We start from the raw sequence: 25,556 nt of genomic DNA on the forward strand, positions 1-25,556 counted from the left end.
CCCCGAAACCCGGTACACCTCGAGGGGGGGGGGTTGGGGACGTCCACCGTCCCAAATCCTCCACACTCAGACCCCGCAGGCATCAGCGATGCCACATCCAGACCACCAAGAACAAGTGCCGACCAGCAACTCTGCGACTTTGCCGGGACCCTGACTCTCAGGGTAGGGAAGGAGGCCTTCACGGACTTCCCGGCTCGCGGCTTCCGATGAGCGTGCGTCCTCAATATTCCTTCAGTGCCAACGCGTTCGAAGCCTCCGTCAACGGCCGCATCGCCGCCTTCATCACCCGCTCCCGGAACGGCAAGTACGCCAGCATCCGCATCGACTGGATCTGCTTCCACTGCGCGAACCGCGTCTGTTTCCGCTGGTTCAACGCGGCCAGCGCCTGATTCCGGAGCACGAACGGCCGCATCTCCCTTTCGTACTCGGCGAAAGCGGCGCGATGGTCACTGTGGACAGCAAGCGAACCCGCCAGCACGTAGGCCCCGACGATCGCCAAACTCGTGCCCTGTCCCGAAAGTGGCGAAGGACCGTAGCCCGCGTCACCGACCAAAGCGACTCGTCCGTCGGAAGACCGGTCCATCCGGATCTGCGTCATCGAATCGAAGTACAGCTCACTCGAAGCCATTTCCCGCACTAGCCTCGGCACTTCCCAGTCCTGGCCGAGAAACCGGTCGGCGATGAGTTTTCGTTGCTGTTCAAGGTCATGCCGGTCGAAATCGAGTTCCGGCGACTGGAAGCCGAGCATCGCGCGCGCCTCTGTGTTCCCTCGGGTGCTGTAGAGGCCGGCCAGTTTCCCCGGTGTCAGGTGGAAGGTCTGCCAATGATCCAGCTCGAGGAAGTTCGGCACGGTGAACACCGCCAGATAGGTGTCCAGATGGTGTGAGAACTCTTTCTCCGCCCCGAAAACCAGTGAACGCACGGTCGAGTGCTGCCCGTCCGCGCCGATCACGAGATCGAAGTCGCGCGGCTCGCCGTTGGCGAAAGCGACCCGCACTCCCTCGGGACGCTGCGCGATTCCGGTGAGCCAGTCGCCATAGACGTACTCGACGCCTTCCTGTGCGACCGAGGCCAGTACGCCGGTCAGGTCGTCCCGCAGGATCTCGACGTCGTCGCTGTCGGTGAGCCCGCCGGTCAGCGTGTGCTCGGTGACCTTCACCAGTGTCTTCCCCGCCGCGTTCACGAACGACATCCCGCGCATGTCCGTGCTCAGTTCCCGGAGCCGCCCGAGTACTCCCATCCGTTCGACGACGCCGAGTGCCGTGCCGCGGATGTCGACGGCGTGTCCGCCGACGCGCGGCGCGGGCGCCCGTTCGACGACTGTCGGGGCGAAGCCGTGTCTCCGCAGCCAGTACGCCAGTGTCGTCCCGGCGATTCCCGCCCCCGAAATCAGCACCTTCTGCATGTGAGCTCCCCTGTGTACGCTGTTTTGCAGCACTGCGTACAACGTATGAGCGTGGCAACTAAACTCCAGGAAAACGCCTACAAAATCCTCGCTGCCCTAGTGCGCTAGGCCTAGTGCAGCGGCTGACATGGGTCGCAAAGCGGGTGACGCGCACTATGGCAAGGAGCCGACCATGACCGATCCGCCCTACCTGCGGATCGCCGCCGAGATCCGGCGCCGGATCGTCACCGGCGAGCTGCGCGAGGGCCAGAAGATCCCGTCGACGCGTCAGATCATCGCCGAGTGGGGTGTCGCGATGGCGACCGCGACGAAGGTGCTCGCCACCCTCAAACGCGAAGGCCTGGTCATCGCCAAACCCGGTACCGGCACGGTCGTCGCGAGCCGTGCTCCGAAAGCCGCGCCGAGGACCGAAGCGGAGCTTTCACGCGAGCGAGTGGTGAAGGCCGCGATCCGGATCGCCGACGCCGAGGGCATCCGCGCGCTCTCCATGCGCCGCATCGCGTCCGGGCTGGGTGTCGCGACGATGGCGCTCTATCGCCATGTCTCCGCGAAGGACGACCTGATCCTCGAGATGGCCGACGTCGCGCTCGGTGAAGTCCGCTTCCCGCCAGACCCGCCGTCCGGCTGGCGGGCGCAACTGGAGCTGATGGCCAGGGCCCAATGGGCGTTGTTCCGCCGCCATCCTTGGCTCGCGCAGGCACTTTCGGTCACGCGTCCGCAGCCGCTGCCGAACCTGCTCCACCACGCCGACTGGGCCACCCGTGCCCTCGACGGCCACGGCCTCCCGTCGTCGACGATCATGTACGCGCACATCACGATCTTCAATCACGTCCGCGGCACGGCCCTCAATTTCGAGGCCGAGGCGGAGTCCGAATCCGGCACCGCGCTCACGGCCGACGACTGGCTCGCCGAACATGAGCCGATCCTCTGGGACCTGGTCTCCGGTGGCCGGTTCCCGAACTTCACCAACGTCGTCATGCGTGCCCCGTTCGACTTCGAGCTCGACACGCTTTTCGAGTTCGGCCTGCAGCGCCTCCTCGACGGCTTCGCGGTTCTCCTCGCGAAGGCGGGTTAGCCTCACCCCATGTCCTTTCCCGGTCCCGCCGCTCGTTCCGACGTCCCCCCGTTCCATGTCATGGACGTCCTTTCGGCCGCGCAGGCACGGCAGCGCAGTCACGGTGACCTGGTCCCGCTGGTCGCGGGGCAGCCATCCGCGCCCGCACCGCAGGCGGTGCTCGAAGCCGCCCAGCGGGCCCTGAAAGAGCACACCCTCGGCTACACCGAGCAACTCGGCATCCTCGAACTGCGCGAGGCCGTGGCGGCGCACTACAACCGCACCTATTCGGTCGACGTGAGCCCGCAGGACGTCATCATGACGACCGGCTCCTCCGGCGGCTTCCTGCTGTCGTTCCTCAGCGCCTTCGAACCGGGTGATCGCGTCGCGATGGCGCGTCCCGGCTATCCGGCCTACCGCAACCTGCTGAAGGTGCTCGGCTGCGAGGTCGTCGAGTTCGCCACCGGACCCGACACGAACTTCCAGCCGACGGTCGGCCTGCTCGACGAACTGGGTCCGATCAAGGGACTCATCGTGGCCAGTCCGAGCAATCCCACCGGCACCGTGCTGCCTCCGGGTGAACTCGCCGCGATCAGCGGCTGGTGCGCGTCACGCGGCGTGCAGTTGATCAGCGACGAGATCTACCACGGGATTTCCTACGGCGCCGGACTCGACTGCGCCTGGCAGTACGGGACGGAGGCACTCGTCCTCGGGTCGTTCTCGAAGTACTTCGCCATGACCGGCTGGCGGCTCGGCTGGATGCTCGCGCCCCAGCGGCTGCACCGCGCGATCGACGTCCTGACCGGCAACTTCACCATCTGCCCGCCCGCGGTCTCCCAGCACGCCGCGGTCGCCGCGTTCACCCCGGAGTCGTACGCGGAGGCCGACGGTCACGTCGAGCGCTACCGCGCCAACCGCGACGCGCTCTTCGCCGGTCTCAAGGGCATCGGTATCGACAAGCTCGCGCCGGCCGAAGGCGCCTTCTACGCCTACGCGGACGTCTCCGCGTATACGCACGACAGCCTCAGCTGGTGTCAGCGGATCCTCGCCGACACCGGCGTCGCGATCGCTCCCGGCATCGACTTCGACCCCGTCGACGGCGGCAGGTTCGTGCGGTTCTCGTTCGCGGGTTCGCGCGAGGACATCGACGAAGGCGTCCGCAGGCTCGGCGACTGGCTCACCGGTCAGGGGGAACCCCGAATTCTCCCTGAACGTTAGGCAGAACGAAGGCGCTCGCGAGTTCTGCCTGACAACCTGGACTCACCGGGCCCGCTTGGGCAAGGTGAGGCAATCGGAGGATGCCATGTTCTGGAAGATCGTCGGCGGGCTGCTGCTGGCTTGGGTGGCCTTCATGGTGCTCGGGTCCGTGCTCGGCTTCCTGGTGAAGGCCGTCTTTTGGATCGCCGTCATCGGCGGCGCGGTCTTCCTCGGCACGGCCGCGTATGGGGCCATCAAGGGCAAGGGGACCCCGAAACAGCTCCGCCGTTAAGGTTTGCGCGCCACCCCGCCGAGCGACGTGAAGTTCACGGGCGCGAGCGGGGTGAAGCGCGGGCCGTCCGGCCACCACAGATGCGGGTACGTCAGCCCCGGGTCGACGAGATCGAGCCCCTCGAAGAGTGACTCGATCTCCTCGCGCGTGCGGAAAGCCGTGTCGAGTCCGGTGCCGCTGAAGCGTTTTTCGAGTGCCGTCGCGACATCGGCCGCTTCCGAGCCGTCGGCCGGATTGTGCTGGTGCAGCACCACGACGAACGAGCCGGGGACCAGCGCGTCGACGTAGGCGCGGACGATCTTCCGCGCTTCGTCGATGTCGGAGATGTGGTGGATGATCGCGCACAGGATCAGCCCGATCGGGCGGTCGAAATCCAGCCGGTGGGTACTGGTGAGCTCCTCGATGAGCTCGGCCGGTTCCGTCAGGTCGTTACCCGCCATATGCGCGAAGTCGTTCGCCGCGAGTTGTGCGCGGCCGTGTGCCAGCACCACCGGGTCATGGTCGACGTAGACGACTCGCGCCTCGGGGTTGTACCGCTGCGCGACCTGATGGGTGTTGTCGCCGGTCGGGAAGCCGGAGCCGAGGTCGAGGAACTGGTCGACGCGCGCCCTGTCGGTCAAGTAGCGCACGGTCCGGACCAGCCAGTGCCGGACCTCCTTGGCCATCACCTGCGCGTCCGGTGCCAGCTCCAGGATCTGGCGCAGCACCACCCTGTCGGCCTCGTAGTTGTCCTGGCCGCCCATGAGCGCGTCGAAGACTCGCGCGATACTCGGCCGGTCGAAATCGACGGGCACGATCGGGCGCCGGGCGACTGGACCTGGCATGGGCACCTACCGTGGAAACTCGGTTCGGGACGAAGGCCAGCTTAGGTCATCGGATTCACCGCGCGTAAGCGGATAAGCGACGAGGGTGAATTATTCCTCCGAAGAGCCGAAGGCAGATTTCGCTGTTGTCACGCCGACCCAGCGTTCCGCCTTCATCCCCACCGCCCGCGCTCCGTCCACATTGGACTGACGATCGTCGAAGAACAGGCAGTCGGCCGGTTCGGCGCCGAGTTCGCCGAGGAGGATCCGGTAGATCTTCGCGTCGGGCTTCATACAGCCGAGATCGCCGGAAAAGAGCGTCACCCGGAAGAGGCGCGCCCAGTCCTGTTCGCGTACCCAACGGCCGAAGGTCGACGACGCGTTGGACAGCAGCGCGAGCGCGGCGCCCGCCTCGTGCAGGCCTTCCAGCAGCTCGAGCACCGCGGGTTCCACGTGCGACCAGCCGGTGACGTCGATCCTGGTCAGCTCGTCGGAGAAAGCCCGGTCGACCTCGACGTCGAGCGCGCGGCCGATGCTTTGCCAGTACTCGAGGTCCGTGCCGCCGGAGTCGTACCGGACCCGCTCGGCCCAGTAGTGCGGCTCGAATTCGGCCACCTCGAGGCCGAAGGCCTTGGCCAGGGTCGGCAGCGCGTCGGTGTGCTCGCTGATGACGTCGCCGTAGTCGAAGACGATCCAGTTCACGGTCAGCTCCCGGTCCTGATGCGGTGAAGGGTTTCCTCGATGTCGGTGGCCGAAAGGTCGCGGTGCACCACGAAGCGGACCCGGCCCGCCGTCGGCAGCACGCGGATCCCGAGCCCGTCCAGCAGCTTCAGGCGGCCTTGGAGATCGGGGGCGGCGGCCAGCACGATGTTGGTCTCGGGCTCGTTGACCTCCCAGCCGTGTTCGGCGAGCCCGGCCGCGAGCCGTGCCGCGTTCTCGTGTGTCTCGGCCAGTTCGTCGATGCGATCCAGCGCGACCAGGCAGGCCGCGGCCAGCACACCGCTCTGCCGGACGCCGCCACCGAGCATCTGCCGCATCCGCCGCGCCCGTTCGATGAACTCCGGGCTGCCGGCCAGCACCGAGCCGACCGGCGCGCCGAGCCCCTTGGAGAAGCAGGCCGAAACGCTGTCGACGCCGACCGTGAGCGCGGCGGGCGGGACCTGCAGCGCGACCGCCGCGTGCCAGAGGCGGGCGCCGTCGAGGTGCACGGTGAGCCCGGCCTGTTTCGCCACCGCGAGCAGCTGGGCGTGCTCGTCCGGCGGGGTGACCGCGCCGCCTGCCGAGTTGTGCGTGTTCTCCAGGCACAGCAGTGTGGTGCGCATCGAGTAGTACGGCCCGGTGGGAATGCCGATCGCCGCGGCGAGCGTGTCCGGGGTCGGCCGTCCGGGCCCGGCGTCGTGTTCCAGCGGATCCGCCATGCCACCCGCGAGCCAGGCGGCCGAGCCGAGCTCGTCGGTGATCACGTGCGAACCGCGCGGCGCGAGGAACCGGTCTCCGCGCTGGAGATGAAGGCTCAGCGCGATCAGGTTCGCCATGGTCCCGCTCGGCGTCCAGAGCGCGGCGGGCATGCCGAGGAGTTTCGCGGCACGCTGTTCGAGGGCGGCGGTGGTCGGATCTCCGTCGAGGACGTTGTCGCCGACCTCGGCTTTCGCCATGGCCTCGCGCATGACGCTGTCCGGCCGGGTGACGGTGTCGGAGCGGAAATCGATCAACGAGTCAGGGCTCAAGGTCACGGTACGATCACATCACATCGTCCGGTCCACCAGGAACCTCCTCCCCGGCTGGTCCGCCGCGCCCGCTCATGCAACCGTGGACGCCCCCGGTTCCGTCCTACCCACCGACGAGGCAAGAGCGGAGACAACAACCGCGTGAACCAGCGCGACGAACAAGAGTTCGCGGAGTACTTCGCCGCGAAGCGGGACTCCGTGCGCAGGACCGCGTACATGCTTTGCGGTGACTGGCATCGCGCGGACGATCTCGCGCAGACGGCGTTCGTCGCGCTGCACCGGAGGTGGAAGAAGATCAGGGAACGGGCGGCGACCGACGCCTATGTGCGGAAGACGCTGGTCAGGGCGGCCATCGACGAATCGAGGCGACCGTGGCGGCGGGAGTGGCAGACCGAAGAGCTGCCCGAACCCCCGCAGGACGGCTTCGACCTCGGCGAACAGGTCGTCACCAGGGAAGACCTGCTGGCCGCGTTGCGGGAAGTGCCCCCGAAACAGCGGGCCGTGCTGGTGCTCCGGTTCTTCGAGGGGCTGGACGTCGGTGCGGCGGCGAAGACGCTCGGCTGCAGCGAGGGGAACGTGAAGAGCCAGACCGCGCGCGGGCTGGCGAACCTCAGGCAGGTCATGGAGAAGGAGGAGGTGGCACGGGATGGACGAGAATGAGCTGAAGGCGTTGTTCCGTGACGCCCCTGGTGACGCGCCGTCGCCGAGCTTCGACACCGCCGACGTCGTCCGTGCCTCCAAACGCGCCACTGCGCGCCGTCGCAACGGTATCGCGGTGGCCTGTAGTGCACTGGTTTTGGTCTTGGGCGGAGTGGGCATGTTCGGCGTGCTCGGCGACGTCGATCTCGGTTCGCCGACAGCGGCGAAATCCGACAGGGAGGCCGCTTCCGCGGGGCAACCCGGAGCGGCTTCCGCACGTCCTCTTGACAGCGGGGAGTCCTCGAACTTCTCGAATCCGCCGCCTCAGCAGGGGGGCGGCGGGCCAGAGAAGACCGGCCAGATGTCGGCCGAAGGCACCTACGGGTGCGACCAGGTGGATCGGGAGCTCGCCACCGCCCTCGCTGGCGAGCTCCCGGTCCCCGTGGATGTCGCCAAGTCGACGCCCGGCGACATCTGTACGACGGCAGCCAGGTCCGCGGGGTTCCAGCTACCGGGCGGCACGGTTTCCGCCGCGGTCTTCCCGGCGGGCGCGGCTCTTCCGACCTTGCCTGCCGGAGCGTCCAGTGCCGAGCGGACCACCGCCAAGGGATCGCTGGTGGTCGTGGTGAGCCTCGGTGACGGCTCGGGCGGTCCGCTGTTCGGAGAGGCCGACGTCGACCGGTTCGCCGGTGTGCTCGCCGCCCGCTACTGAAGACGCCTGTACTGAAGGTGCCTGGCAAAATAGCCCGTCATGACAGCCGCAGCGACCACGCCGAAGGGTGAGCGACGGCGCGCCGAGCTCATCGAGGCCGCCGCGTCACTGCTGGCCGAGGGCGGATTCGACGCCGTGCGGCATCGCGCGGTGGCCGAACGAGCAGGCTTGCCGCTGGCCTCGACGACGTACTACTTCGACTCGCTCGAAGAACTCGTCACCGCCGCCGTCGAACACCACTCCAACCAGGAGCTGCAGACCGGACGGAACCGGCTCGAAGAGCTGGCCACCCGCAACCGCGGTGTCGAAGCCACCGTCGACCTGGTGCTGGACATGCTGCTCGGGCCGATCCGCCCGGATCGCGAGGCCGACGCCGAGGCCGTCCTGCTGCGCTACGAACGCCTGGTCGGCACCGGTCGCCGCCCGTACCTGCGGCCCCTGATGCGGACGCTGTCCGCGCAGCTGTACGAGCTGCTTCACGAGATCTTCGCGCGCTCCGGCACTCCGGTGGACAGCGCGGAACTGGAGCGGCTGGTCGCGCTGGTCGACGGTGCCGTCGTCAACGCGCTGATCGAGGTCGACCCGGAGCCGAGGGCCGCCGCCGCCCGCATGCTGCAGGCCGCCCTCGCCTAGCCCCGTGACAAGCGCATTTAGAGGACTAAATGCGGGCGGGTTAGGCTGGCCGAGTGACGGAAAAGCCCCGCATCCCCAACGTGCTCGCCGGCCGCTACGCCTCGCCTGAGCTGGTCGAACTGTGGTCCCCGGAACGCAAGGTCGTGCTGGAGCGCGAGCTCTGGCTCGCCGTTCTCCGGGCGCAGGCCGACCTCGGCGTGGAGGTGCCGGACGGGGTCGTCGCCGACTACGAGCGCGTGCTGGAGCAGGTCGACCTCGACTCGATCGCCGCACGCGAGCGGGTCACCCGTCACGACGTGAAGGCCCGGATCGAGGAGTTCAACGCGCTCGCCGGTCACGAGCACGTGCACAAGGGCATGACGTCGCGTGACCTGACCGAGAACGTCGAACAGCTGCAGGTGCGGCGTTCGCTGGAGCTGATGCGTAGCCGCGTCGGCGCGGTGCTGGCCCGGCTCGCCGCGATCGCGGTGGAGCACGCCGACACCGTGATGGCAGGCCGTTCGCACAACGTCGCCGCGCAGGCGACGACGCTGGGCAAGCGCTTCGCCACCGCCGCCGACGAACTGCTCGTCGCGTTCGAGCGGCTCGACGACCTGATCGGCCGCTACCCGCTGCGTGGGATCAAGGGTCCGGTCGGCACCGCGCAGGACATGCTCGACCTGCTCGGCGATGAGTCCACTTTGGACGAATTGGAGTCGCGGGTCGCGGCCCACCTCGGCTTCGAGCGCGTGTTCACCAGCGTCGGCCAGGTGTACCCGCGGTCGCTCGACTTCGACGTGCTGTCCACGGTGGTCCAGCTCGCGGCCGCTCCGTCGAGCCTGGCGAAGACGATCCGCCTGATGGCGGGCCACGAACTGGTCACCGAAGGCTTCAAGCCGGGCCAGGTCGGCTCGTCGGCTATGCCGCACAAGATGAACACGCGTTCGTGCGAGCGGGTCAACGGACTCGCCGTCGTGCTCCGCGGCTACCTGTCGATGATCGGTGAGCTCGCCGGCGACCAGTGGAACGAAGGCGACGTCTCCGATTCCGTCGTCCGCCGCGTCGCGCTGCCGGACGCGTTCTTCGCGCTCGACGGTCTGCTGGAGACCTTCCTCACGGTGCTGGCCGAGTTCGGCGCCTTCCCGGCGGTCATTTCCCGTGAGCTCGATCGCTATCTGCCGTTCCTCGCGACCACCAAGGTGCTCATGGCGTCGATCCGCGCGGGCGTGGGGCGTGAAACCGCTCACGAGGCGATCAAGGAGAACGCCGTCGGCGTCGCGCTCGCCATGCGGGAGCAGGGGCTCGCGGAGAACGACCTCCTCGACCGCCTCGCCGCCGACGAGCGCATCCCGCTCGACCGCGGTGAGCTGGACAAACTGCTCGCGGACCGGATCTCGTTCACCGGTGTCGCACCGCGTCAGGTGGCCGCGATCGCGTCGCGCGTCGAGGAGATCCTCAAGCGTTTCCCGGAGGCCGCCGCCTACTCGCCCGCACCGATCCTCTGACCTGTGAGCAGCCCCACCACGGGGCGTTCACAGAGTGAGACAACATTACTCGAACGGGCGAATTCCCTAATCTCGATCGCTGAACCCGGAGCGCCAGGCCGCCCATCCCGCGGCCTGGCGTGCTTGTATCGCGCCTTGCGCGCCGAACCCACGGAAGAAGCGATGAGATCCACGCTGTCGAAATTCGTCGCCGTCGTCACGGCGGGAGCGGCCACCCTCGCCCTCGCCGCCTGCGGTTCCGGTGACACCGCGGCCGGTGGCCAGAAGCTGCGCGTCGGCACCCTGACCGACGCGCCGCCGTCCATCTACCTGGAGAACGGCACCTTCACCGGTTACGACAACGAGCTGCTCCGCGACATCGCGAAGCGCGAGGGCTTCGAGGTCGAGTTCGTCGGCACCGAGTTCGCCGGTCTGCTGGCGTCGGTCGCCACCAACAAGTTCGACATCGGCAGCTCCACGATCTCCACCACCGAGGCCCGCAAGAAGACCGTCGCGTTCAGCAACGGCTACAGCACCGGGTTCACCACGATCCTCACCAAGAAGGGCGCGGGTCTCAAGGACGTCGCCGCGTTCAGCGGCAAGCGGCTCGGTGTCGTGCAGGCGTCGGTGCAGGACGACTTCGCCAGCGGCAAGGTCCCCGGCGCCAACGTCGTGCGCTTCCCCGACTACAACGCCGGTTTCGCGCAGCTGAAGGCAGGCAGCCTCGACGGCTGGGTCGTGCCGAAGGACATCGGGCAGAAGTACATCGACCAGAACCCGGCTGTACCGCTGGAGTTCGGCTACACGGTCGAGACGAAGGACACGCCGTCCGCGTTCGCCGTCCGCAAGGACAACAAGGAACTGCTGAAGAAGCTCAACGACGGTCTCGCGAAGGCGATCGCCGACGGCACCGTCGCCCGTCTGCACGCTCAGTTCTTCAAGACCGAGCCGCTGCCGAAGGAACTCGAGCAGGGTGGCCCCGGCCTGCCTGTGCAGAACCAGGGGGTCTGAACATCATGAAGAAAACGCTGATCGCGACGCTCGCCGCCGGTCTGCTCGCGGTCCTCACCGCCTGCGGTGGCGGCGAGGCCGTCACCGAAAAGACCCTGCGTGTCGGGACGCTGAGCGACGCCCCGCCGAACATCTACGTCGAGAACGGCAACTTCACCGGCTTCGACAACGAGCTGCTGAAGGCCATCGCCGCCAAGCAGAACCTGAAGCTGGAGTTCGTTTCGACGGACTTCTCCTCGCTGCTGGGCCAGGTCGCGAACAACCAGTTCGACATCGGCAGCTCGGCCATCGCGCAGACCGACGAGCGCAAGAAGAACGTCGACTTCTCCAGCCCGTACAACTTCGAAGTGATGAGCATCCAGACCAAGGACGGCTCGCCGATCACCGAAGAGAAGGCCTTGTCGGGCAAGCGGGTCGCGGTGATCCAGGCGACCGTCGGCGACAAGTGGCTGACCTCGACCGTGCCGGACGCGCAGGCCGTGCGCTTCCCCGGGTACGCCCCGGCGCTGGCCGCGCTCAAGAGCGGCGCCGTCGACGCCTACGTCCTCGACCAGGCGATCGCCGAGACCAACGTCAAGGACAGCGCCGACGTGAAGCTCAAGGTCGTCAAGTCCTTCACCACCGACGTCCCGCACGGTTTCGCGGTGAAGAAGGGCAACACCGAACTGCAGACGAAGATCAACGAGGGCCTGAAGCAGGTCATCGCCGACGGCACCTGGGTGAAACTGCACGAGCGGTTCCTGCCGACGGCGCCGGTTCCCGACCAGTTCAAGGCGTGAGGATCACGATGAAGAAGGCAATCGCCGCCGTCGCAGGCGCCGCCCTCGTGGCGGTGCTGGCGGCGTGCGGCGGCGGTGAAGGCGCGAGCGGTGACACGCTGCGCGTCGGTACGCTCAGCGACTCGAAACCCAACGCCTATCAGGAAAACGGCGTGTTCACCGGGTTCGACAACGAGTTGCTGAAGGCCATCGCCGCGAACCAGAACCTGAAACTCGAGTTCGTCTCCACGGAGTTCTCGGCCCTGCTGAGCCAGGTCGCCAGCGGCAAATTCGACATCGGCAGTTCCGGTATCTCCCAGACCGACGAACGCCGCAAGACGGTCGACTTCTCGGCGCCGTACAACTACCAGTCGCTCGGCATCGAAACCCGCGAAGGCGTCGGTATCACCGACGAGAACACCTTGGCCGGTAAGCGAATCGGCGTCGTCCAGGGCACGGTGTCCGACAGCTGGCTGTCGGCGAACGCGCCTGCCGCACAGGCCGTCCGGTTCCCGCAGGACGCCGCCGCCCTCGCCGCGCTCAAGACGGGCGCGATCGACGGCGCGGTCTTCGACCAGGCGACGGCCGAGGACTACGCGGCGAAGAACCCGGACGCGAAACTCAAGATGGTCAAGGCGATCACCACGACCATCCCGCACGGTTTCGCGGTCAAGAAGGGCAACGCCGAACTGGCAGGCAAGATCAACGCCGGGCTCAAGGCGGTCATCGCCGACGGGACATGGGAAAAGGTGCACCAGCGGTTCGAACCGAACGCGCCGGTGCCCGCGGAGTTCAAGGCCGGGCAGAAGTAAGTGAACGACTTCCTCAACACCTTCCTGAACTGGGACTACATCTGGGAGGTCTTCCCGGACCTGCTCAAGACCGGGCTGCTGAACACGCTGATCATGTCGGTGTGCGCGGCGATCATCGGCACCGTGCTCGGCATGTTGCTGGCCACCATGGGCTTGTCCAGCAAGCTGTGGCTGCGCTGGCCGGCCAGGGTGTACACCGACATCTTCCGCGGCCTGCCCGCGATCCTCACCATCCTGGTGATCGGGCAGGGCGGCGGGATCCTCTTCCCGTCGATGGCGAGGAACACCTATCCGCTGGGCATCCTGGCGCTCAGCCTGATCGCGGCCGCCTACATCGGCGAGATCTTCCGCGCCGGTATCCAGAGTGTCGAAAAAGGACAGATGGAGGCCAGCCGCGCGCTGGGCATGAGCTACACCAAGGCGATGACGCTCGTCGTCATCCCGCAGGGGGTGCGGCGGGTGCTGCCCGCGCTGGTGAACCAGTTCATCGCGCTGATCAAGGACTCCAGCCTGGTGTACTTCCTCGGCTTCCTCGCCGAGCAGCGCGATCTGTTCCGGATCGGGCAGGACCTCGCGGCCAACACCGGGAACCTGTCGCCGCTGGTCGCGGCCGGGTTCTTCTATCTGCTGATCACCGTGCCGCTGACGCATCTGGTCAACTACATCGACAAGAAGCTGCGCACCGGCAAGAAGGTCCGGGTCGACGACGACGGCGGCGAGCCGGAACTCCTGACCAGCGGAAAGGTGCCGATGTCATGACGATCCCCGCCGATGTGCGCTCTTCGAGCGTCGAACTCCGCGACATCCACGTCTCCTTCGGCACCCTCGAAGTGCTGAAGGGCGTGAACCTCAAGGTCGAGAAGGGCCGCACGACCTGCATCGTCGGCCCGTCCGGCTCCGGCAAGTCGACGCTGTTGCGCTGTGTGAACCGCCTGCAGGAGCCGGACTCCGGCGACCTGCTGCTCGGCGGCGAGAGCGTCATCTCCACCGACCCGGACGCGTTGCGCCAGCGGGTCGGGATGGTGTTCCAGCACTTCAACCTGTTCGGGCACCGCAGCGTGCTGGACAACATCACGTTGCCCTTGCGCAGTGTGCGGAAGCTCGGCAAGGCGGAGGCGGCCGAGATCGCGCACGCCCGCCTCGCCGAGGTCGGTCTCGCGGACAAGGCGCCGTACCGGCCGAGCGCGCTTTCGGGTGGCCAGCAGCAGCGGGTCGCGATCGCGCGGGCGCTCGCGATGGAGCCCGAGGTCATGCTGTTCGACGAGGCGACCAGCGCGCTCGACCCGGAGCTGGTCAAGGGCGTCCTCAACCTCATGGCCGGCCTGGCCGAGCGTGGGCTGACGCTGCTCGTGGTCACGCACGAGATGGGCTTCGCACGCAGCGTCGCCGACGAGGTCGCGTTCATGGACGCCGGGAAGATCGTCGAACATGACGCTCCGGATGCGATCTTCGACTCTCCGCGCAGCGAGCGGCTGCAACGGTTCCTATCCCAGGTGCTTTGACGCCGACGAGTCGTTAATCTGCGGCCATGGCGAGAGTGGCGAGGCTGGTCTATTACCCGGTCAAGGGCTGCGCGGGGACGTCGGTCGACACGGCCGACGTCACCCCGGCGGGCCTGAAGTTCGACCGTGCCTGGATGGTCGTGTCACCGGAGGGCGAGTTCCGCAGCCAGCGGAAGCATCCGGTGATGGCGTCGATCCGGGCGGAAGTGCTGGACGACGGCGCCCGCCTGCGGCTCGCCGCTCCCGGCGTCGAAGATCTGCTCGTCGAGCCGGTCACGGACGGGCCGCGGCAGCCGGCGTCGACGTTCACCTGGCAGGGCAAGGGCGTCCACCAGGGTGCCGAGGCCGCCGGCTGGTTCTCGGAGGTCCTCGGTCTCCCGTCGGTGTTCGTCGGGCTCGCGCCCGAACACGAGCGCGTCACCAACGGCGAGATCCCCGGCACCGCCGCGTTCGCCGACGCGCACGCGATCCTGCTGACCTCCGAGTCCTCTTTGGACGGTCTGAACGAGCGGATCGCGTCGCGTGGCGCCGAGGCCGTGCCGATGGACCGGTTCCGGCCCAACATCGTCGTCGCGGGCTGGCCTGAGCCGCATCGAGAGGACGAAATCCGCTCGCTCACCGCGGGTGGGGTGGAGCTGGGCTACGCCAAGGTCTGCATCCGGTGCACGGTGCCGATGGTCGATCAGGAGACCGGCCGGAAGGCGGGACCCGAGCCGATCCGGTCGCTCGCGGACTACCGCCGCGAACCCGAAGGCGGTGTCTCGTTCGGGATCAAGATGGCGGTGACCAGGCCGGGTCAGTTCGCCGTCGGTGACGAGGTGATCGTGCACTCCTGGGCGGGCCCGAGCCCGAGCACCGACGCGGCCGAGCCGCCGTTCACCGCGACCGCGAGCCGTCCCGCCGAATCGGTGTAGAGCACGTTCTCTCCCGGCGGCACCGTGCCGAAGGTGTCGCCGACGAGCGCCTTCACCAGCACGCGGGAGCTGCTGACCGAGACCGTGCCGGACAGTCCGGCCAATTCGAGGTCGGCGGGGCTCGCGGCCAGCTGGACGTTGCCGAAGTGGTCGACCGTGAGCACCTCGGCGACTAGCTTGCCGGGGAACACCGCGACGAACGGATCCGGCAGCCGCACGAGGTCGTCGACGGGCGGACCGAACTCCTCGGGGGCGACGCCGAGCGCGAGATGCGCCGCCGCGGGAGCGAAGACGTCACGTCCGTGGAAGGTCGACGAGGTCACCGGAAGGCGGTATTCCGGGGCGGTCAATTCGTAGGCGGCTTTCACTCCGCCGAGTGCTTCAGCCGCCGGGAGGAGAAGTCCGTTGTCCGGGCCGACGAGGATTCCGCGCCCCGCGACGACCACGACGCCGCGTCGCGCGGTGCCGACTCCGGGGTCGACGACGGCGAGGTGCACCGCCTCCGGCAGGAAGGGCGCGGTCTGCGCCAGCACCTCGGCGCCGGTCCTGACCTGCTGCGGAGGGATCCCGTGGCTCACGTCGATGAGCCTCGCCGAGGGTGCGATCCGAGCGATCACCCCGTGGCAAGCGGCCACGAAACCGTCGCTCAAGCCGTAGTCGGTCGTGAAGGAGACGCAGTGGATCGGCATGATCAGCCAACATCCTTGATCGCTAGGGTGCAGCCGTGACGACGCTCGAATACCCGAAGATCGCCGCAGGCAAGGTCCGTGAGCTTTACGCCGTCGATGACGAGCATCTGCTGCTCGTCGCTTCGGACAGGATCTCCGCCTACGACGTCATCTTCACCACGCCCATCCCCGACAAGGGGCGGGTGCTCACCGCGATGAGCGTGTTCTGGTTCTCCCAGCTCTCCGATGTCCTCCCCAACCATCTGGTCTCCTACGACGACGAACGCATTCCCGCCGAGGTCCGCGGCCGTGCGCTGCTGGTGCGGCGGCTGGCGATGCTGCCGGTCGAAGCCGTCGCCCGCGGCTACCTCACCGGTACCGGTCTCGCCGATTATCGCGCGCACGGCACGGTCTGCGGCGTCGAACTTCCCCCCGGCCTGACCGAGTCATCCCGGCTCCCCGAACCTATCTTCACCCCCGCGACCAAGGCGGATCACGGCTCGCACGACGAAAACATCACCTTCTCCGACGTCGTCGGGCAATTCGGCCGCGAGCGGGCGGAAGAAGTCCGCGAAGCGACGTTGGCGGTCTATCGCCGCGGCGCGGAGTTCGCCGCCGAACGCGGCATCCTGCTCGCCGACACGAAGCTGGAGTTCGGCGTCGATCGCGAGGGGAACCTCGTACTCGCCGACGAGGTCCTGACCCCGGATTCGTCCCGCTACTGGCCGGCCGGGGGCTGGACACCGGGCAGCCCGCGCCCGTCGTTCGACAAGCAGCCGCTGCGTGACTGGCTCACCGGTCCCGCGTCCGGCTGGCATCGCAAGAACAGACCGGAGCCGCCGCCGTTGCCCGATGAGATCGTCGCCGCCACCCGGGCGAGGTACATCGACGCTTACGAACGCATCACCGGCCGTTCGCTGGACGACTGGCCCGCCTGACTCCCCCGGCCGAGTGAACGGACCGGTCAATCCTCGTGTGCCTGCCCTGCGGCGTTTACTCGGCCGTCAGTCCGACGCAAGGCCGGTCTGGCCCAATGGGGATCGTGGACGCACGTTTGCTGGTTTCCCTGTCCGGCGTGACCACCCGGACGTTGCACCGCTGTGCCGACCTCGCGGCCGAACTCGACCGGCGCAAGGTCCCGTTGTCCGTGCTCTACGCCGCTCGTACCGGCGAGGGCCCGGTGACCGAATGGGTACGGACCCGTCGCGCTCGCGGCGACTCCGTCCTCCTTCACGGATACGACCACCGAGTCCCACCTACCCACCGCGCTGTCTACCTGGGCAAACGCGCCGAGTTCGCGGCTCTTCCCGCGCACGAGGCGCGGCTGCGGCTGATCGCGGCGAAGGCGGCGCTCGACGCCAACGGCATGGCCGTCGACGGCTTCGCTCCGCCGCGCTGGATCGCGTCGGAGGGCACCGTGCAGGCCCTGCGCGAGCACGGGTTCACCCTGTGCGCGGACCTGGTCTCGGTGCGGGATCTGGTTTCCGGCCAGGTCCAGCGCGCCAGGGTGCAGGAGTTCGGCGGGCCGTCGCAGCGGACGGAGACCGTCCGGTGCTTCGCGCTGGTGCTGGCCGCCGCCAGGGCCGCACGACGTGGCGGACTGGTGCGGCTCGGCATCGACGCCGCCGACCTCACCAGGCCGGGACTGCGGCAGGCGTTCCTCGACGCGGTCGACGTCTCGCTGGAGAACCGCGCGTTCGGGACCACCTACGGGTCGCTCCGGCGCCCGCGTTTAGTCCTCTGAATGCGCTCCTTGCGTGGGGCAACTACCGCATTTAGAGGACTAAACGCGGGCGCTGCGTGTCGCTAGAGCTTCACGGGCTCGCCGACGTCGAGGACCTTCACCTCGGTGCCTTCCGGGGCGAGGTTCGCGAACAGGCCGTAGTGCATTTGCGGCCGCGCGAGCACGGCTTCGTGGATCGGCACGGCGAGACGCGGGGAGACCGCGCGCAGGTAGTCCACGGCTTCGCTCGCCTTGAGCCACGGGGCGCCGGTGGGCAGGCCGAGGACGTCGATCTTCTGCTCCGGCACGAAGAACGAGTCGCCGGGGTGGTAGAACGCGCCGTGGTCGACGATGTAGCCGACGTTCGGGATCACCGGGATGTCGTCGTGGATCACGGCGTGCTCGCCGCCGACGACGTTGATGCCGCTCGATCCGATGCCGAAGGCGTCGCCGGGGTTCGCGACCTGGAATTCCGCGCCGAGCTTCTCGACGGTTTCGGCCGAGCCCGGATCCACGATCAGCTGAGCGCCGGGATTCGCCTCCAGCAGCGCGGGCAGCCTGTCGGCGTCGAGGTGGTCGAAATGCTGGTGGGTGATCAGGATGGCGTCCAGTTCACGCTCGTCCTCGAAACCCGCCGAGAAGGCACCGGGGTCGATCAGGATCCGTGCGCCCTCGGTCTCCAGCAGTACACAAGCGTGTCCAAAATGGACAATACGCATGGCTTTCTCCTTCACGGTCGGTCAATTCCAGCCTATGCCCGCAGCAGGGCGTCGCCAAGTTCGGTGCGGAGGTAGCGGACTTCGCGACCTCGGCGTCTTGCGTCGAGCAGTCCCGCCGCGCGCATCGCGGTCAGATGCTGTGAGACCGTCGGCGCCGAGAAGGCCAGTCTTCGCGCCAGTTCGGTGGTGCTCGCGGGCTCGTTGAGTGTCGTGAGCAGGGCGGCCTTGGTGCGGCCGAGAATCCCGGCGAGCGCGTCGGACGGCCGTTCGGGGTCCGACCACAGCTCGGCCACGCCGCGAGCCGGGTACAGCAGCGAAGGTTGCCACGGCTCCATCGTGATCACGCCGACCGACGGCCACGCGAAGACGCCGGGGATCAGCAGCAGCCCGCGTCGATCGAGGTGAACCCGGCTGCGTTCCTTCATCTCGATCACCAGGACGTCGTCGACGAGCCGCACGCGCGGGTGGATGTCCGCCAGTACCAGCGCGATGCCGCCGTCGGCCAGCCGCCGCGAGCGCTCCTCGATGTCGGCGACGAGGAACCGGCGCATCCGCGGCCAGTGCGGTTCGACCAGTTCGGTCCAGGCGATCTCCATCTGCTCGGCGAGCAGATCCCTTGCCTCGGCCGGGTCTTCGGGAAGCCCGCTCAGGTCAGCGTCTACTTTGGACAGTTCATGTGCGACCTGCGCCGGTGCGGTGCGGCGGATTTCGGCGAGCTGGGCGGACGCGGTGGTCTCGGGCCCGCTCGGCGGTGGGCTGAGGAAGTCGGTGATGTAGTGCCGTGCGCTCATCACCTTGGCGAAGTCGCCGATGGGCAGCTCCGGCAGCTTCGCGGCGGCCCCGCGCAGCCAGGGCAGATGACTCGGATGACCGCGCCGTCCGAGCAGGGTCTGCATCGCGCCCATGGTCTCGTCGAGCGGGGAGATGCCGAACCGGACGCGGTTGGCGCTCTCGGCGGTCAGGACCAGCTCGATCATTCGATTAGGCTATGCCCTAATCAGTAGTCCTCGCCAGGACGCTTTCGGCAGTGTTCGCGGTATGACCTTGCTTCGTAATTCCGGGTATTGGCGCTGGTCGGCAGGGGTGCAGCTGAACCGGTTGCCCGCCACGATGGCGCCGCTGGCCTTCACCGTGCTGACCACCGCGACCACCGGTTCGTACCGGCTCGGCGGGATCATGATGGCCGTTTTCGTGGCCGCCGAGATGGTCGGCGCGGTGCCGACCGGGCGGCTGCTCGACCGCGTCGGACCCGCACGCGGCCTCGTCGCGCTGCTGTCACTGGTCGCCGCCGGACTGTTCGTGCTGGCCGCGGTCGCTTCCGCCGGGGCCCCGGACCTGGTGCTGCTCGCGCTGGCGATTCCGCCGGGGCTGGTCGCGGGCGGACTCAACGGTGGATTCCGGACGCTGCTCGCCGGAACGGTGAGCGAGGAGGAGCTGCCGAGGGCGGTTTCGGTCGACGCGATGATCCTCGAAGGCGTCATTGTCGGCGGACCGCTGCTGGTGGCCCTGCTGGCCACATCCGGACCGGCCATCCCTGTGCTCGCGATGGCGGTGGTCGCCGTGCTCGCGGCCCTCCTGGTGCCGAGGCGGACTGTCGCTCATGCTCCACAAAGGACGGTCGAGCGCCAGCCGATCCCGGTGGCAGCTTGCGTTCCTTGGCTGGTGGGGCTGTTCGCCGTCGGACTGTTGCTGTCGACCGTCGAGGTCGGCCTGTTGCCGCTGGTCCAGCGGCTCGGCGAGCCCGATTCGACGACCGCGATCGTCATCGTCGTGCTGTGCGCCGCCAGCGTCATCGGGAGCGCGCTGTACGCGGCGCGGGGGAAGGTCGGCGATCCGCGTCTGTTCCTTGCCGGGTTCGTGGTCGGCGGCATCGTGGTGTCGGCGGGCCCCGGCTGGGCCGGGCTGCTCGGCGGGGTCGCGCTGATCGGGCTCTGTACCGGTCCGCTGATGGCCGTCTCGTCGGTCAACCTGCAGCGGCTCCTGCCGGAACGACGCCGGTCGGAAGGGTTCTCGCTGGCCTTCACCGTGCAGGCGTCGGGGTTCGGGCTGGGATCGCTGGCGATCGGTGTGCTGCCGGTGTGGCTGGCCCCGCTGCCCGGGGTGGTGGCCGCGGTGGTGGCGGGGGCACTGCAGGTGGCGAGGGTGAAGAAGGCTGACCCGGCCCCCTTGTCACCTGTGTAATGCTGGGAGCAGGCCCCAGGTGAGCTATTGGCACGTCGTCAGTAACGTCGTAGCCTGGGCTTTGAGCCGAGACACGGGAGAAGTCGATGACCGCAGTCCAGCCGAAGCCGACCGCGCACAGCGTGGGGGAGACCTTCGATTCCCTCAGCCCGGCGACCGACGAGGTCGTCGGTACCTACCCGGTGCACACCAGGGAGGACGTCCGCGCCGCCGTGGCCCGCGCGAGGGACGCCGCCGAATGGTGGGCGGGGCTCGGTTTCGACGGTCGCGCGGAGCGGTTGCGCCGCTGGAAGGGCGTCATCACCCGGCGGTTGCCGCAGCTGTGCCAGGTCGTCCGCGACGAGACCGGCAAGCCGCTCGCGGACGCGCAGCTGGAGAGTGTCCTCGCCATCGAGCACATCGCTTGGGCCGGTAAGAACGCGCGCAAGGTGCTCGGCAAACAGCGTCGCGCGGCCGGACTGATGATGTCGAACCAGGCGGCGACGGTCGAGTACCAGCCGCTCGGCGTCGTCGGCGTGATCGGCCCCTGGAACTACCCGGTCTTCACCCCGCTCGGCTCCATCGCCTACGCCCTCGCCGCCGGCAACACCGTCGTGTTCAAACCGAGCGAGTACACGCCGGGTGTCGGCAAGTGGCTGGTCGACGCCTTCAACGAGGTGGTCCCGGAGTGGCCGGTGCTGCAGCTGATCACCGGCTTCGGCGAGACCGGCGCTTCGCTCGTCGGCGCCAACGTGGACAAGATCGCCTTCACCGGTTCGACCGGTACCGGCAAGAAGATCATGGCCGCCGCCGCCGAAACACTGACGCCGGTGATCATCGAAGCGGGCGGGAAGGACGCGGTCCTGGTCGACGCGGACGCCGACCTCGAAGCCGCCGCCGACGCGACCGTCTGGGGCGCGTTCTCCAACTCGGGCCAGACCTGCATCGGCGTCGAGCGCGTATACGTCCACGAGCGCGTGCACGACGAGTTCGTCGCGAAGGTCGTCGAGAAGTCGAAGGACGTGCGGGCCGGTTCGGACGAGGCCGCGCAGTACGGCCCGGTGACGATGCCCTCGCAGCTCGCCGTGATCAAGCGCCACATCGCGGACGCCATCGAACGCGGCGGCAAGGCACTGGTCGGCGGCGTCGACGCGGTCGGCGACCGGTACGTGCAGCCGACGGTGCTCGTCGACGTGCCGGAGGATTCCTCGGCGGTCAAGGAGGAGACGTTCGGCCCGACCGTCACCATCGCCAAGGTGCGCGACATGGACGAGGCCGTCGAGAAGGCCAACGACACCAAGTACGGCCTCGGTTCCACGGTGTTCTCGAAGTCGCGCGGCCTGGAACTGGCCGCCCGCCTGCGCACCGGCATGACGTCGATCAACGCGCCGCTTTCCTTCGCCGGTATCGCTTCGCTGCCCTTCGGCGGAGTCGGCGACTCGGGCTTCGGGCGGATCCACGGTCCCGAAGGCCTGCGCGAGTTCGCCAGGCCGAAGGCCGTCGCGCGGCAGCGATTCACCGCGCCGATCGTGCTGACCTCGTTCTCCCGTAAGGAAAAGACCGACGCGTTGGTGGCGAAGCTGATCACCGTGCTGCATGGGAAACGCTGAGCCGGTCCGGTCACCCCCGCGGTAAGGCGAAGGTGGGGCACCCTGGAGGCTGGCTCGGCGTTGTGAAAGCCACTTTCGCAACCTTCAACGCTGCGAAAGTGGCTTTCGCGACACACCACGTTGCCTTATCCCTCAACGGAATCCGAGATGGGCGCCGGCGTGCTCGCTCGTGGATGGACGCGAATCGCCGTGCCACCCTTCACACCTTTCCCAGGTACTTCACCGCGATTAAGAGCGCCGAAAGCGTGAAAGGACCCTCACGCGCCCCGGATGAGATCCGCCGCCTTCTCCGCGACCATGATCGTCGGCGCGTTCGTGTTCCCGCGCGGCACCACAGGCATCACAGACGCGTCCACCACCCGCAGCCCCTCCACCCCGCGCACCTTCAGCGACGGGTCGACGACGGCGTTCTCGCCCGTCCCCATCGAGCAGGTCCCCACCGGGTGGTACAGCGTCTGCGTCTTCTCGCGCACGTAGTCGGCCAGCTCGGTGTCGGTCAGGTCTTGCCGCTCCGGCAGGAACGGCTTGTCCAGGTATCGCGCCAGCGGCCCGGACTTCCCGATCTCCACCAGGGCGCGCAGCCCGGCCAGCATCTTCTCCATGTCCACGGACTCGGCGTAGTAGGCCGGGTCGATTTCAGGCTTCCACAAGGGATTCGGCGACTTCAGCCGCAGCCGCCCCCGGCTCGCGACATCCACCAGCGTCGCCGCCGACGTGAAGCCGGGTACGGTCGGTTCGCGCATTCCGTTGTCGTAGAACAACGTCGGCGCGACGTGGATCTGCATGTTGGGCGGCGAAGCACCGTCCGCGGCGGGGAGGAACGCGCCCGCTTCGCCGATGTTCGAGGTCAGCGGGCCGCGTTTGGTGAGCTGGTACCGCACCAGACCACCCGGCGTCGCCGCGTCCACGAGGTCGGTGGTGCCGCGGGTGGACCAGATGATCCCGCAGGCCGGGTGGTCGTGCAGATTGTCGCCGACGCCGGGAAGCGCGGCCACCACGTCGATCCCGTGTTCCCGCAGGTGTTCCGCCGGGCCGACGCCGGAAAGCATCAGCAGCTGCGGCGAGTTCACCGCGCCGCCGCTGAGCAGGACTTCGGTGGACGCGCGCACCGTCGTCTCGACACCTTTGTCTAAATAGGACACACCGACCGCGCGGGTTCCTTCGAAGACGACACGGGTCGCCTGCGCGTTGGTCCGCACGGTGAGGTTCGGGCGGGACAACGCGGGCCGCAGGTACGCGTCGGCCGTCGACCAGCGTCGGCCCTTCTTGCACGTCACCTGGTAGACGCCGGCGCCTTCCTGTGACTCCCCGTTGAAGTCGTCGGTGCGCTTGAGGCCCCACGCGACCGCGGAATCCACCCAGGCGTGGGAAAGCTCGTGCGTGAAGCGACGGTCCTCGACGTTCAGCGGCCCATCGGTGCCGTGCAGTGGCCCGCTGAGCCGCTGATTCCCCTCCGCTCGCTTGAAATACGGCAGGACGTCGTCGAAACCCCAGCCCTCGGCGCCATACCCGTCGCGCCAGCCGTCGTAGTCCGCGCGGTTGCCGCGGATGTAGATCATCGCGTTGATCGAGGAACAGCCGCCGAGGGTCTTCCCGCGCGGCCAGTAGAGGGTTTTGCCGGTGTGTTTCTGCTCGACAGTCTCGTAGTTCCAGTCCCACTTCGTCTTGAACAGGCCAGGGAACGCGGCCGGGATGTGGATTTCGTCGGCGTCGTCCTCGCCGCCCGCTTCGAGCAGCAGCACCCGCGCTGACGGATCCTCACTCAGCCGGTTCGCCAGCACGCATCCCGCGCTGCCCGCGCCGACGATGACGTAATCGAAGGAGTCCTGATCGGCCACGGTGCCTCCTGCTGTCGCTCACCCGGTGTTGGCATCCCGCCAATGGCTCATCTTGGCCCAGCGTCGCGCTCCGAGCATCCCCCAGTCGAAGGATTGGGGCGAGCTCAGTCGGAGTCGGGTGAAAAAGAGGCCACGCAGGCGCCGCCCTCGGCGTCGTCCTCGGTTTCGACTCGCCCCGGCTTCTGCACTCCGTCGACGAGACCGTCGAGATGCAGGATCGTCTGCTTGGCGGTGGTCAGCACGTCGGCCTTCACGACGGTGTACCTCGCCTCGCCGTGGATGATCTGCTGCACGCCGTCGCGGGTCGTGTCGGGCACCTTTCCGCACAGCACGGACAGCGCGGCCGGGATGTCGCGCTCGTTGATCGCGTCGACGAACTTGTTCCCCGCCTCTTCGCCGGTCTTGACCTCGGGGCGCGGCGCGGGCTTCGTCTCGATGCTCCGCAGCGGCTCGGGCTCGCCGCCGATCTTGGCGTCGCGCACGCACCAGCCGCCTTCGCCGGGGATCATCGCGATCCCGACGGTCATGCCCGACGCGGTGAACGCGGCGGACCACTCCTGCTCCGCACGCTGATGCGCGGGTGTGCTGAGTTGTGCGCCGTCGGAGGCGGCCATGGTCTGCTCGAAGGTGTAGGACCGCTTCGAGCGGATCGGGCACCACAGCCGGCTGACGCGGTCTTCGGCGACGCCGTTCACAAACGACCGGCTCAGCTGCTCCGGCGTCGCACGCGACTCGGTGTCGAGCTCGGTCTTGAAGAACCCGGGCGTCACCCAGCCGGTGAACGCGACCCCGCCCGCCAGCAGGATGACCAGCGTGAGCGTTACCCAGAGCCACGTCTTCGGCTTCTTCGGCGGCTGCTGGTACCCGTACTGCGGTTGCCCGTAGGTCATGCGGCAACAGTAGTGAAGTAGGCTCTGGCGGTACCCACGACCTGCGTGAATAAGGAGCAGCCTGCCGTGGCCCGAGTCGTTGTCGACGTCATGCCCAAGCCCGAAATCCTCGACCCGCAGGGCCAAGCCGCGCTCGGTGCGGCCGGTCGTCTCGGCTTCACCGGGATCACCGAGATCCGTCAGGGCAAGCACTTCGAGATCGAGGTCGACGACACCGTCGACGATGCGACGCTCGAAAAGATCGCCGAGGGCTTCCTCGCGAACCCCGTCATCGAGCAGTGGACCATCAAGCGGGTCGACGCGTGAGCGCGCGGATCGGGGTCATCACCTTCCCCGGCACGCTCGACGACGGTGACGCGGCCCGCGCGGTCCGCTACGCCGACGCCGAAGCCGTGCCGCTGTGGCACGCGGACGAGGACCTCAAAGGCGTCGACGCCGTCGTCGTCCCCGGTGGCTTCTCCTACGGCGACTACCTGCGCGCCGGCGTCATCGCGCGCTTCGCGCCGGTGATGTCGTCGGTGATCGAGGCCGCCCACAAGGGCATGCCGGTGCTGGGTATCTGCAACGGCTTCCAGATCCTGTGCGAGGCCGGGCTGCTGCCGGGCGCGATGATCCGCAACGCGGGTCTGCACTTCATCTGCCGTGACCAGTGGCTGCGTGTCGAGAACAACGACACCGCGTGGACCACCCGGTACGACAAGGACGCCGAGATCCTCATCCCGATGAAGAACATCGACGGCTGCTTCGTCGCCGAGCAGGCCACCCTCGACGAGCTGGAGGGTGAAGGCCGCGTGGTGTTCCGCTACGTCGGCGGCAACCCGAACGGCTCGCGCAACGACATCGCCGGGATCCGCAGCGAGAACGGCCGCGTCGTCGGTCTCATGCCGCACCCGGAGCACGCCATCGACGCCCTCACCGGCCCTTCCGATGACGGCCTCGGCATGTTCTTGTCTGTATTTGATCGCGCGCTGACGTAAACACGCCGAAGGGGCGCCGTTTCGTACTCGACTCACGTTAAGTGCGAAG

The 25,556-nt window shown here is 68.1% G+C and carries 28 protein-coding genes; 19 read left to right on the plus strand and 9 right to left on the minus strand.

The annotated features are described in order from the left end of the window. Positions 1 to 220: 220 nt before the first annotated feature. The gene (locus ACZ7KI_RS07815) at positions 221 to 1,405 is read right to left on the minus strand and encodes an FAD-dependent monooxygenase (protein WP_470272423.1); all 1,185 of its coding nucleotides are present in this window, start codon (positions 1,403 to 1,405) and stop codon (positions 221 to 223) included. A gap of 172 nt (positions 1,406 to 1,577) precedes the next feature. Here ACZ7KI_RS07815 and ACZ7KI_RS07820 point away from each other — a divergent pair, with 172 nt between their 5' ends. The 3 genes from ACZ7KI_RS07820 to ACZ7KI_RS07830 all read left to right on the plus strand — a co-directional run bounded on the left by ACZ7KI_RS07820 (position 1,578) and on the right by ACZ7KI_RS07830 (position 3,948). Continuing rightward, entirely contained in the window at positions 1,578 to 2,480 is a 903-nt protein-coding gene (locus tag ACZ7KI_RS07820) for a TetR/AcrR family transcriptional regulator C-terminal domain-containing protein (protein ID WP_470272424.1), read from the plus strand. A gap of 9 nt (positions 2,481 to 2,489) precedes the next feature. After that, a complete protein-coding gene (locus ACZ7KI_RS07825; RefSeq protein WP_470272425.1) occupies positions 2,490 to 3,677 on the plus strand; it encodes a pyridoxal phosphate-dependent aminotransferase in 1,188 nt (395 codons plus the stop codon). Positions 3,678 to 3,762: 85 nt separating this feature from the next. Beyond that, entirely contained in the window at positions 3,763 to 3,948 is a 186-nt protein-coding gene (locus ACZ7KI_RS07830; protein ID WP_037320551.1) for a hypothetical protein, read from the plus strand. Here ACZ7KI_RS07830 and ACZ7KI_RS07835 read toward each other — a convergent pair. The 3 genes from ACZ7KI_RS07835 to ACZ7KI_RS07845 all read right to left on the minus strand — a co-directional run bounded on the left by ACZ7KI_RS07835 (position 3,945) and on the right by ACZ7KI_RS07845 (position 6,484). Next, the gene (locus ACZ7KI_RS07835; RefSeq protein ID WP_470272426.1) at positions 3,945 to 4,772 is read right to left on the minus strand and encodes an SAM-dependent methyltransferase; all 828 of its coding nucleotides are present in this window, start codon (positions 4,770 to 4,772) and stop codon (positions 3,945 to 3,947) included. The two genes, ACZ7KI_RS07830 and ACZ7KI_RS07835, sit on opposite strands and share 4 nt — an antisense overlap. A gap of 90 nt (positions 4,773 to 4,862) precedes the next feature. After that, complete coding sequence (locus ACZ7KI_RS07840) at positions 4,863 to 5,453, minus strand: HAD family hydrolase (protein WP_470272427.1); 591 nt, start codon at positions 5,451 to 5,453, stop codon at positions 4,863 to 4,865. 2 nt (positions 5,454 to 5,455) lie between these two features. Next, positions 5,456 to 6,484 carry a threonine aldolase family protein gene (locus tag ACZ7KI_RS07845; protein ID WP_470272428.1) on the minus strand — a complete coding sequence of 343 codons (1,029 nt, stop codon included), beginning with the start codon at positions 6,482 to 6,484 and terminating at the stop codon, positions 5,456 to 5,458. 135 nt (positions 6,485 to 6,619) lie between these two features. On the opposite strand from ACZ7KI_RS07845, the gene ACZ7KI_RS07850 reads away from it, so the two are divergent. From ACZ7KI_RS07850 to ACZ7KI_RS07895, 10 genes are all read left to right on the plus strand, one after another. Next, entirely contained in the window at positions 6,620 to 7,138 is a 519-nt protein-coding gene (locus ACZ7KI_RS07850; protein ID WP_470272429.1) for a SigE family RNA polymerase sigma factor, read from the plus strand. Next, positions 7,125 to 7,829, plus strand: coding sequence for a hypothetical protein (locus tag ACZ7KI_RS07855; protein ID WP_470272430.1), 705 nt, complete (start codon positions 7,125 to 7,127; stop codon positions 7,827 to 7,829). The genes ACZ7KI_RS07850 and ACZ7KI_RS07855 overlap by 14 nt, the downstream gene beginning before the upstream one ends. Before the next feature lie 39 nt (positions 7,830 to 7,868). Beyond that, positions 7,869 to 8,462 (plus strand): TetR/AcrR family transcriptional regulator, encoded by a 594-nt coding sequence (locus ACZ7KI_RS07860; protein ID WP_470272431.1) that lies wholly within the window; start codon positions 7,869 to 7,871, stop codon positions 8,460 to 8,462. A gap of 53 nt (positions 8,463 to 8,515) precedes the next feature. Then, positions 8,516 to 9,946 carry an adenylosuccinate lyase gene (gene purB, locus ACZ7KI_RS07865; RefSeq protein WP_470272432.1) on the plus strand — a complete coding sequence of 477 codons (1,431 nt, stop codon included), beginning with the start codon at positions 8,516 to 8,518 and terminating at the stop codon, positions 9,944 to 9,946. Positions 9,947 to 10,108: 162 nt separating this feature from the next. Then, on the plus strand, positions 10,109 to 10,936 hold the full coding sequence (locus tag ACZ7KI_RS07870; protein WP_470272433.1) for a substrate-binding periplasmic protein: 828 nt from the start codon (positions 10,109 to 10,111) through the stop codon (positions 10,934 to 10,936). A 5-nt stretch (positions 10,937 to 10,941) separates the two neighbouring features. After that, positions 10,942 to 11,715: an ABC transporter substrate-binding protein gene (locus ACZ7KI_RS07875; RefSeq protein ID WP_470272434.1), complete on the plus strand. Its 774-nt coding sequence runs from the start codon at positions 10,942 to 10,944 to the stop codon at positions 11,713 to 11,715. An 8-nt stretch (positions 11,716 to 11,723) separates the two neighbouring features. After that, positions 11,724 to 12,506, plus strand: a complete 783-nt coding sequence (locus tag ACZ7KI_RS07880; RefSeq protein WP_470272435.1) for an ABC transporter substrate-binding protein — start codon at positions 11,724 to 11,726, stop codon at positions 12,504 to 12,506. Further along, a complete protein-coding gene (locus ACZ7KI_RS07885; RefSeq protein WP_470272436.1) occupies positions 12,507 to 13,265 on the plus strand; it encodes an amino acid ABC transporter permease in 759 nt (252 codons plus the stop codon). Next, a complete protein-coding gene (locus ACZ7KI_RS07890) occupies positions 13,262 to 14,008 on the plus strand; it encodes an amino acid ABC transporter ATP-binding protein (protein WP_465459908.1) in 747 nt (248 codons plus the stop codon). Before ACZ7KI_RS07885 ends, ACZ7KI_RS07890 begins: the two co-directional genes overlap by 4 nt. A 26-nt stretch (positions 14,009 to 14,034) precedes the next feature. Then, a complete protein-coding gene (locus ACZ7KI_RS07895; RefSeq protein ID WP_470272437.1) occupies positions 14,035 to 14,922 on the plus strand; it encodes an MOSC domain-containing protein in 888 nt (295 codons plus the stop codon). Here the strand turns inward: ACZ7KI_RS07895 and ACZ7KI_RS07900 are convergent. Further along, the gene (locus ACZ7KI_RS07900; RefSeq protein ID WP_470272438.1) at positions 14,805 to 15,611 is read right to left on the minus strand and encodes an SAM hydrolase/SAM-dependent halogenase family protein; all 807 of its coding nucleotides are present in this window, start codon (positions 15,609 to 15,611) and stop codon (positions 14,805 to 14,807) included. The two genes, ACZ7KI_RS07895 and ACZ7KI_RS07900, sit on opposite strands and share 118 nt — an antisense overlap. 35 nt (positions 15,612 to 15,646) lie before the next feature. On the opposite strand from ACZ7KI_RS07900, the gene ACZ7KI_RS07905 reads away from it, so the two are divergent. Then, positions 15,647 to 16,528 carry a phosphoribosylaminoimidazolesuccinocarboxamide synthase gene (locus ACZ7KI_RS07905; RefSeq protein WP_470272439.1) on the plus strand — a complete coding sequence of 294 codons (882 nt, stop codon included), beginning with the start codon at positions 15,647 to 15,649 and terminating at the stop codon, positions 16,526 to 16,528. Between the two features lie 95 nt (positions 16,529 to 16,623). Further along, positions 16,624 to 17,334: a DUF2334 domain-containing protein gene (locus ACZ7KI_RS07910; protein ID WP_470272440.1), complete on the plus strand. Its 711-nt coding sequence runs from the start codon at positions 16,624 to 16,626 to the stop codon at positions 17,332 to 17,334. A 62-nt stretch (positions 17,335 to 17,396) separates the two neighbouring features. On the opposite strand, the gene ACZ7KI_RS07915 is transcribed toward ACZ7KI_RS07910, so the two are convergent. Both ACZ7KI_RS07915 and ACZ7KI_RS07920 read right to left on the minus strand, forming a co-directional pair. Further along, positions 17,397 to 18,032 (minus strand): MBL fold metallo-hydrolase, encoded by a 636-nt coding sequence (locus tag ACZ7KI_RS07915; RefSeq protein WP_470272441.1) that lies wholly within the window; start codon positions 18,030 to 18,032, stop codon positions 17,397 to 17,399. 32 nt (positions 18,033 to 18,064) lie between these two features. Beyond that, positions 18,065 to 19,009, minus strand: a complete 945-nt coding sequence (locus tag ACZ7KI_RS07920; RefSeq protein ID WP_470272442.1) for an ArsR/SmtB family transcription factor — start codon at positions 19,007 to 19,009, stop codon at positions 18,065 to 18,067. 61 nt (positions 19,010 to 19,070) lie between these two features. Between ACZ7KI_RS07920 and ACZ7KI_RS07925 the strand changes: the two genes are divergently transcribed. Together ACZ7KI_RS07925 and ACZ7KI_RS07930 are read left to right on the plus strand one after the other, a co-directional pair. Further along, positions 19,071 to 20,213, plus strand: a complete 1,143-nt coding sequence (locus tag ACZ7KI_RS07925; protein ID WP_470272443.1) for an MFS transporter — start codon at positions 19,071 to 19,073, stop codon at positions 20,211 to 20,213. 86 nt (positions 20,214 to 20,299) lie between these two features. Continuing rightward, a complete protein-coding gene (locus tag ACZ7KI_RS07930) occupies positions 20,300 to 21,802 on the plus strand; it encodes an aldehyde dehydrogenase family protein (RefSeq protein WP_470272444.1) in 1,503 nt (500 codons plus the stop codon). A 257-nt stretch (positions 21,803 to 22,059) separates the two neighbouring features. Here ACZ7KI_RS07930 and ACZ7KI_RS07935 read toward each other — a convergent pair whose 3' ends face one another. Together ACZ7KI_RS07935 and ACZ7KI_RS07940 are read right to left on the minus strand one after the other, a co-directional pair. Beyond that, positions 22,060 to 23,640 (minus strand): GMC family oxidoreductase, encoded by a 1,581-nt coding sequence (locus tag ACZ7KI_RS07935; protein ID WP_470272445.1) that lies wholly within the window; start codon positions 23,638 to 23,640, stop codon positions 22,060 to 22,062. A gap of 104 nt (positions 23,641 to 23,744) precedes the next feature. Next, positions 23,745 to 24,530, minus strand: coding sequence for a hypothetical protein (locus ACZ7KI_RS07940; RefSeq protein ID WP_470272446.1), 786 nt, complete (start codon positions 24,528 to 24,530; stop codon positions 23,745 to 23,747). Between the two features lie 66 nt (positions 24,531 to 24,596). On the opposite strand from ACZ7KI_RS07940, the gene purS reads away from it, so the two are divergent. Together purS and purQ are read left to right on the plus strand one after the other, a co-directional pair. After that, complete coding sequence (gene purS / locus ACZ7KI_RS07945; protein ID WP_003056885.1) at positions 24,597 to 24,836, plus strand: phosphoribosylformylglycinamidine synthase subunit PurS; 240 nt, start codon at positions 24,597 to 24,599, stop codon at positions 24,834 to 24,836. Then, on the plus strand, positions 24,833 to 25,507 hold the full coding sequence (purQ, locus tag ACZ7KI_RS07950) for a phosphoribosylformylglycinamidine synthase subunit PurQ (RefSeq protein WP_465454231.1): 675 nt from the start codon (positions 24,833 to 24,835) through the stop codon (positions 25,505 to 25,507). Before purS ends, purQ begins: the two co-directional genes overlap by 4 nt. The last annotated feature ends 49 nt before the right edge of the window (positions 25,508 to 25,556 follow it).

It is taken from the genome of Amycolatopsis sp. NPDC039088 (genome assembly GCF_055598845.1).

Coding starts and splice junctions, on each gene's coding strand:
- ACZ7KI_RS07855 (WP_470272430.1), top strand. CDS start 7,125: ATGGACGAGAATGAGCTGAAGGCGTTGTTCCGTGACGCCCCTGGTGAC.
- ACZ7KI_RS07830 (WP_037320551.1), top strand. CDS start 3,763: ATGTTCTGGAAGATCGTCGGCGGGCTGCTGCTGGCTTGGGTGGCCTTC.
- ACZ7KI_RS07820 (WP_470272424.1), top strand. CDS start 1,578: ATGACCGATCCGCCCTACCTGCGGATCGCCGCCGAGATCCGGCGCCGG.
- ACZ7KI_RS07860 (WP_470272431.1), top strand. CDS start 7,869: ATGACAGCCGCAGCGACCACGCCGAAGGGTGAGCGACGGCGCGCCGAG.
- ACZ7KI_RS07875 (WP_470272434.1), top strand. CDS start 10,942: ATGAAGAAAACGCTGATCGCGACGCTCGCCGCCGGTCTGCTCGCGGTC.
- ACZ7KI_RS07915 (WP_470272441.1), bottom strand. CDS start 18,032: ATGCGTATTGTCCATTTTGGACACGCTTGTGTACTGCTGGAGACCGAG.
- ACZ7KI_RS07835 (WP_470272426.1), bottom strand. CDS start 4,772: ATGCCAGGTCCAGTCGCCCGGCGCCCGATCGTGCCCGTCGATTTCGAC.
- ACZ7KI_RS07895 (WP_470272437.1), top strand. CDS start 14,035: ATGGCGAGAGTGGCGAGGCTGGTCTATTACCCGGTCAAGGGCTGCGCG.
- ACZ7KI_RS07815 (WP_470272423.1), bottom strand. CDS start 1,405: ATGCAGAAGGTGCTGATTTCGGGGGCGGGAATCGCCGGGACGACACTG.
- ACZ7KI_RS07940 (WP_470272446.1), bottom strand. CDS start 24,530: ATGACCTACGGGCAACCGCAGTACGGGTACCAGCAGCCGCCGAAGAAG.
- ACZ7KI_RS07880 (WP_470272435.1), top strand. CDS start 11,724: ATGAAGAAGGCAATCGCCGCCGTCGCAGGCGCCGCCCTCGTGGCGGTG.
- ACZ7KI_RS07925 (WP_470272443.1), top strand. CDS start 19,071: ATGACCTTGCTTCGTAATTCCGGGTATTGGCGCTGGTCGGCAGGGGTG.
- ACZ7KI_RS07910 (WP_470272440.1), top strand. CDS start 16,624: ATGGGGATCGTGGACGCACGTTTGCTGGTTTCCCTGTCCGGCGTGACC.
- ACZ7KI_RS07890 (WP_465459908.1), top strand. CDS start 13,262: ATGACGATCCCCGCCGATGTGCGCTCTTCGAGCGTCGAACTCCGCGAC.
- ACZ7KI_RS07870 (WP_470272433.1), top strand. CDS start 10,109: ATGAGATCCACGCTGTCGAAATTCGTCGCCGTCGTCACGGCGGGAGCG.
- ACZ7KI_RS07825 (WP_470272425.1), top strand. CDS start 2,490: ATGTCCTTTCCCGGTCCCGCCGCTCGTTCCGACGTCCCCCCGTTCCAT.
- ACZ7KI_RS07920 (WP_470272442.1), bottom strand. CDS start 19,009: ATGATCGAGCTGGTCCTGACCGCCGAGAGCGCCAACCGCGTCCGGTTC.
- ACZ7KI_RS07900 (WP_470272438.1), bottom strand. CDS start 15,611: ATGCCGATCCACTGCGTCTCCTTCACGACCGACTACGGCTTGAGCGAC.
- ACZ7KI_RS07930 (WP_470272444.1), top strand. CDS start 20,300: ATGACCGCAGTCCAGCCGAAGCCGACCGCGCACAGCGTGGGGGAGACC.